At 72.4% G+C, this 4,952-nt stretch carries 6 protein-coding genes; 3 read left to right on the top strand and 3 right to left on the bottom strand.

Annotation, left to right across the window (positions count from 1 at the left end; genetic code table 11):
- Positions 1 to 137: 137 nt before the first annotated feature.
- Both VI238_RS12825 and tsaA read left to right on the top strand, forming a co-directional pair.
- A complete protein-coding gene (locus VI238_RS12825) occupies positions 138 to 554 on the top strand; it encodes an OsmC family protein (RefSeq protein WP_331651958.1) in 417 nt (138 codons plus the stop codon).
- 73 nt (positions 555 to 627) lie between these two features.
- Positions 628 to 1,035, top strand: a complete 408-nt coding sequence (tsaA, locus tag VI238_RS12820; protein ID WP_331651956.1) for a tRNA (N6-threonylcarbamoyladenosine(37)-N6)-methyltransferase TrmO — start codon at positions 628 to 630, stop codon at positions 1,033 to 1,035.
- A 17-nt stretch (positions 1,036 to 1,052) separates the two neighbouring features.
- Here the strand turns inward: tsaA and VI238_RS12815 are convergent, their stop codons facing one another.
- Positions 1,053 to 1,688 carry a LysE family translocator gene (locus VI238_RS12815; protein WP_331651954.1) on the bottom strand — a complete coding sequence of 212 codons (636 nt, stop codon included), beginning with the start codon at positions 1,686 to 1,688 and terminating at the stop codon, positions 1,053 to 1,055.
- Between the two features lie 122 nt (positions 1,689 to 1,810).
- Here VI238_RS12815 and VI238_RS12810 point away from each other — a divergent pair, with 122 nt between their 5' ends.
- Positions 1,811 to 2,596: a dimethylarginine dimethylaminohydrolase family protein gene (locus VI238_RS12810; protein ID WP_331651952.1), complete on the top strand. Its 786-nt coding sequence runs from the start codon at positions 1,811 to 1,813 to the stop codon at positions 2,594 to 2,596.
- A 376-nt stretch (positions 2,597 to 2,972) separates the two neighbouring features.
- On the opposite strand, the gene VI238_RS12805 is transcribed toward VI238_RS12810, so the two are convergent.
- Both VI238_RS12805 and VI238_RS12800 read right to left on the bottom strand, forming a co-directional pair.
- Positions 2,973 to 4,154 carry a hypothetical protein gene (locus tag VI238_RS12805; protein ID WP_331651949.1) on the bottom strand — a complete coding sequence of 394 codons (1,182 nt, stop codon included), beginning with the start codon at positions 4,152 to 4,154 and terminating at the stop codon, positions 2,973 to 2,975.
- A partial coding sequence (locus VI238_RS12800; RefSeq protein WP_331651947.1) for a LysR family transcriptional regulator occupies positions 4,147 to 4,952 on the bottom strand: 806 nt, incomplete at its 5' end. The genes VI238_RS12800 and VI238_RS12805, both read right to left, overlap by 8 nt.

The raw sequence follows: 4,952 nt of genomic DNA, 5'->3' as shown, positions 1-4,952 counted from the left end.
AATGAAGACGCCGGACGAGGCGTTCAAATTAGCAGCGTAACCTGAGCAGAAACCGCTGGGTCATTACATCGTGCCGCACGCGTGCGACCGCCGCGGACCCGACGTAGGCTATCGGCATTCGGCAAGGAGTGTCACGCATGGAGATTTCGGCCCACCTCCGCGACCGCGCGGGCGAGCACGAGGTGCGCGTATCGACCGCGGGCAATACGCGGCCGCTCGTCGTCGGTGCCAAGGCCGGCGGGCGCGGTGGCTCGATCAATGGCGGCGAGTTGCTCATGGCCGCGCTCGCGACGTGCTACTGCAACGACCTCTACCGCGAGGCGGATCGGCTCGGCATCGCGATCGATGGCTGCGAGGTGACCGCAACCGCGATGTTCGACGGTATCGGGCAGCCTGCGCAGTCGATCACGTATGCAGCGAAGGTCGCCTCCTCGGCGCCGCCCGCCGACGTCGAGCACCTGCTTGCGGAGACCGATCGGCGCGCCGAGATCCACAACACCGTGCGCGCGGGCAGCGTCGTGCGCCGCGTCGCGTGGCGCGAGCCGTCGGCCTGACCGTGCGCCCTTCGCATCGCCGCAGCGGGCCGGCTAGACTCGCGTGTCACGCCGCATCGGCCGGAGGCACGCGATGATCCACCTCGATCCGATCGGCCGCGTGCGCTCCACGCTCACGCGGCGCGAGCACGCGCCGAAGCAGGGCCACGAGGGCGCGCCCGAGGCGTGGCTCGTGTTCGAGCCGCGCGTCGTTCCCGCCCTCGCTAATGTGAAGCGCGGCGACGACCTGCTCGTGCTCACCTGGCTGCACGAGGCGGATCGGGACACGCTGCAGGTGCACCCGCGCGACGATCCGCGCGCGCCGCTGACCGGGGTGTTCAGCACGCGCTCGCAGGACCGGCCGAACCCGATCGGCGTGCATCGCGTGCGCGTGCTCGAGATCGTGGCGCCGACGGAACTCAAGGTCGCCGACCTCGAAGCGTTCGACGGCACGCCGGTGCTCGACGTCAAGGCCGTGATCGATCGGATCGCGGAGCGCTAGCGCGACACGCGCGTCCGTCAGCGCGTGCGCGCCTGCGCGGCCATGTGGATCGCGAGGCCGCCGAGCACGCTGCCCATGAACCAGCGTTGCACGGTGAGCCAGGTCGGGCGCTGCGCGAGGAAGCCCGCGATCGAACCCGCGAGCAGCACGACGCTGCCGTTGACGAGCAGGCTGATCGTGATCTGGATCGCGCACAGCAGCAGCGACTGCGCGAGCACGTGGCCGGCGGCAGGGTCGATGAACTGCGGCAGCAGCGACAGGTACAGCAGCGCGGCCTTCGGGTTCAGCAGGTTGGTCATGAAGCCCATCGTGACGAGCTTGCGGCGCGAGTCCTTCGGCAGCTCGCGCGCGGCGAACGGCGAGCGCCCGCCCGGCTTGAGCGCCTGCCAGGCGAGCCAGGCGAGGTAGAGCGCGCCGCCGAAGCGCAGCACGTCGTACGCGAGCGGCACCGCGAACAGCAGTGCGGTGAGGCCGAACGCGGCGAGCACCGAGTAGACGACGAAGCCGAGCGCGGTGCCTGCGAGCGAGGTGAGGCCGGCGGCCGGGCCCTGGCTGATCGAGCGCGAGGTGAGGTAGATCATGTTCGGCCCCGGCGTGAGCGCCATGCCGAGGCAGAGCAGGCTGAAACCGAGGGTCGCGTGCGGCAGCGTCATGGACGGCTCCGGGCAGAGGCGCGCATTCTGCCGGCTTCACAAGGCCTGCGACAGAGCCACTTGGACGGCGCCATCGGCCGAACTGCGCGAGAATCGGCTCCCCGTTTCCGATGGATGCATGCATGCCCATGATCGCGATCACGCGCGACGTCAGCCCGAGCCTGGCCGCGTGCGAACTGTCGTTCGTCGAGCGCGCGCCGATCGACCTCGCGCGCGCGGTCGAGCAGCACCGCGCGTACCGTGCCGCGCTCGCGGCGCTCGGCTGCGAGGTGCACGACCTGCCGGCGCAGCCGGACTTTCCCGACGCCGTGTTCGTCGAGGACGTCGCGATCGTCGTCGACGAGCTCGCGGTGATGACGCGCCCAGGCGCGGCGTCGCGGCGCGACGAAGGCGCGAGCGTCGCGCCGCTGCTCGCGCGCTGGCGCACGCTGCACGCGATCGAGGCGCCGGCGACGCTCGACGGCGGCGACGTGCTGCGCATCGGTCGGCGCGTGTATGTCGGTGAATCCGCGCGCACCAATGCGGACGGTATCGCGCAACTTCGCGCGATCCTCGCGCCGCACGGCTACACGGTGCACGGCGTGCCGATCCACGGTTGCCTGCACCTCAAGTCCGCGGTCACCGCGCTCGCCGACGACGCGGTGCTGCTGCAGCCGGCGTGGGTCGACCGCGACGCGTTCGCGGGCTATCGCATCGTCGAGGTCGACCCGACCGAAGAGCACGCGGCGAACGTGCTGCGCATCGGCGATCGCGTCGTCTCGCCCGCGTGCTTCCCGCGCACGCACGCGCGCATCCGTGCTGCGGGTATCGATGTCGTCGCGGTCGACGTGTCCGAGTTGCAGAAGGCCGAGGGCGCGGTCACCTGTTGCAGCGTGGTGTTCGAGCAGGGTTCCGGTTCGCGCGCATGAGCGTCGCGGCTTCCGCCGCTCCCACATTCGCGGCCGGCGTTGTGCCCCGTTCGGGGCGCTCGATGCTGCGGGGTGGAAACGACGACGTCGCCGTTCGGATGTGCGTTGTGGGAGCCCACCGTGTGGGCGACACACCACGCCGGGCGATTCGACGCCGCGGTCGCGCACAGGGTGCGCTCCTACAGAGGATTCGGTGATCCCGCGATCCCGCGATCCCGCGATCGCGCGATCCCGCGATCCCGCAATCCCGCGACCCCGCAATGCCGCGATGCCGCGATGCCGCGATGCCGCGATTGAGGCGGCGCCTGGGCATGTGGCAATGGTGGGAGCGGCGGGAGCCGCGATGCTCTGCACCCCTCTACAGCGATGTCGCGCTTCAGCCGCGCACGCGGATCGCCTCGAGCGCCGCGTACGGCGCATCCATCCAGCGCGCTGCGATCGCGCGCAACGTCGGCGTCGCGGCGTCGTGCTTCGCGCCGCGGTCGTCGGCGAACGCCTCGTGTGGCCGCTTGGCGTGCTGGGCGAGCGTCGCCGCATGACGCCGCGCGTCGACCGCGGCGGGGTCGAGGCCGAACAGGCGCGGGATGCGCGTCGACAGCGCGTCCGAGGACGGATCGACGAGCTCGCCATACTCGACGAGATGCATCGGCTGCGCGCGCGCTGCGACCGCGGCGCAGAGCGAGCCGAGCACGCGCGCCGCATGTTCGATCGGCGAAAGCGCCTCGCCCGCGGGCGCCGGCGCGAGCCAGGGTTCGGGCAGCATGCCCGGCACCGTGTGCCGGCCCGGTTCGCGCGCATGCGAGACGAGCACTTCGAGCGGCGCGCGGTATGCGAACAGCCACGGCACGCCGGGCAGCAGCGAACGCAGCGGGTCGAGCGCGAGCGCGTGCCACGCATCGAGCTTGACGATCACGCGCTCGTCGCCGCCTGCGCGCTGGCGCAACGCCGCGAGCACGGCGCGGAACGCGAGCGCGCCCGGGTCCATGCCCGACAGCGCCGCGGTGAGCGCCATGTCGAGCATGCCCGGCTCGCTCACGACGCGCGTGCCGGGCCAGGCCTTGAGCGCCTGCGCGATCAGTGTCGACCCGCAGCGCGACTCGTGCAGGATCAATCCCGCGAGCGGCAGCGCGTCGGCTTCGAGTTCGGCGACGAGCGCGGGCGTGATCGGCGTGCGCTGCGCGAACCCGCGGTTGAACGGACGGTAGCGCAGCGCGGCGACGACCTGTTCGTGGAACGGCAGCGTGTCCGCGACGTCGCCGCAGCCCCAGGCGAGTTCGGCGCCGCCCGCGCTCCATTCGAGCGCGATGGGCTGCCAGCCGCGACGCTGCGCGAGCGGCCACGGCGTCGACGATGCACGCGCGGGCGCCGCTCGATCGAACGCGACCGTCGCGAGTGCGGCGAGGTCGTCGACGCGGCCGCTCGCCTCGACGGCCGCGAGCAGCGCTGCGCGGAACGCGTCGGGCGACGCGATCGACGCGAGCCGCGTCGCGAGCGCGGGATCGCCGCGCAGCCATTCGGCGCAGCGCGCGAGCGCGTCGTCCGCGGACGGGTCATGCATGTGACGAGGCCCCGGTCGCCGCGCCGGTGAACGCCTCGACGAGGAAGTCGACCAGCACGCGCACGCGCAGCGGCATGTGCCGGTTGGCCGGATACAGCAGCGAGAACGGGCGCGAGCGGCCGCCGTACGGCTGCAGCACTTCGACGAGGCGGCCCGCGGCGAGGTCGTCCTCGACGATGAAGCGGTAGGTCTGCACGAGGCCGCCGCCGTGGCGCGCGAGCGTGACCATGCCGAGCAGGTCGCCCGAACACGCGATGCCGCCCGAGGTCGCGAGGTCGAGGTCGGCGCCGTCGTCGCGGAACAGCCACGGGATCAGCTGGCCCGTGCTCGGCAGCACGAACTGCAGGCAGGCGTGACCGGCGAGGTCCGCGGGCGCGAGCGGCGTGCCGTGGCGGCGCAGGTACTCGGGGGTTCCGGCGACGACGAGTTCGGCGTCGACGAGCGTGCGCGCGACGAGGCCCGAGTCCGGCGGCGCGCGCCCGCGCACGGCGAGGTCGTAGCCGTCCGCGGTGAAGTCGACGTTGCGGTTGTCGAGATGGACCTCGATGTCGACTTCGGGGTGCCGCTCGCGGAAGCGCGGCAGCAACGGCAGCACGCGATGGTGCCCGAACGGTGTCGGCATGCTGATGCGCACGACGCCGCGCGCGGCGCGCTGCTGCTCGCCGATCTCGCGTTCCGCGTCGCGCAGGCGATCGAGCGCGCTGCGGCACTGCGCGTAGTAGGCGCGACCGGCGTCGGTGAGGCGGATCTGCCGCGTCGTGCGCGCGAACAGGCGCACGCCGAGGCGCGCTTCGAGCC

It is taken from the genome of Dokdonella sp., assembly GCF_036518555.1.
Lineage (GTDB): Bacteria > Pseudomonadota > Gammaproteobacteria > Xanthomonadales > Rhodanobacteraceae > Dokdonella_A.
Note: the sequence above shows the minus strand (reverse complement) of the source record. Positions and strands in the feature narration are given on the sequence as shown.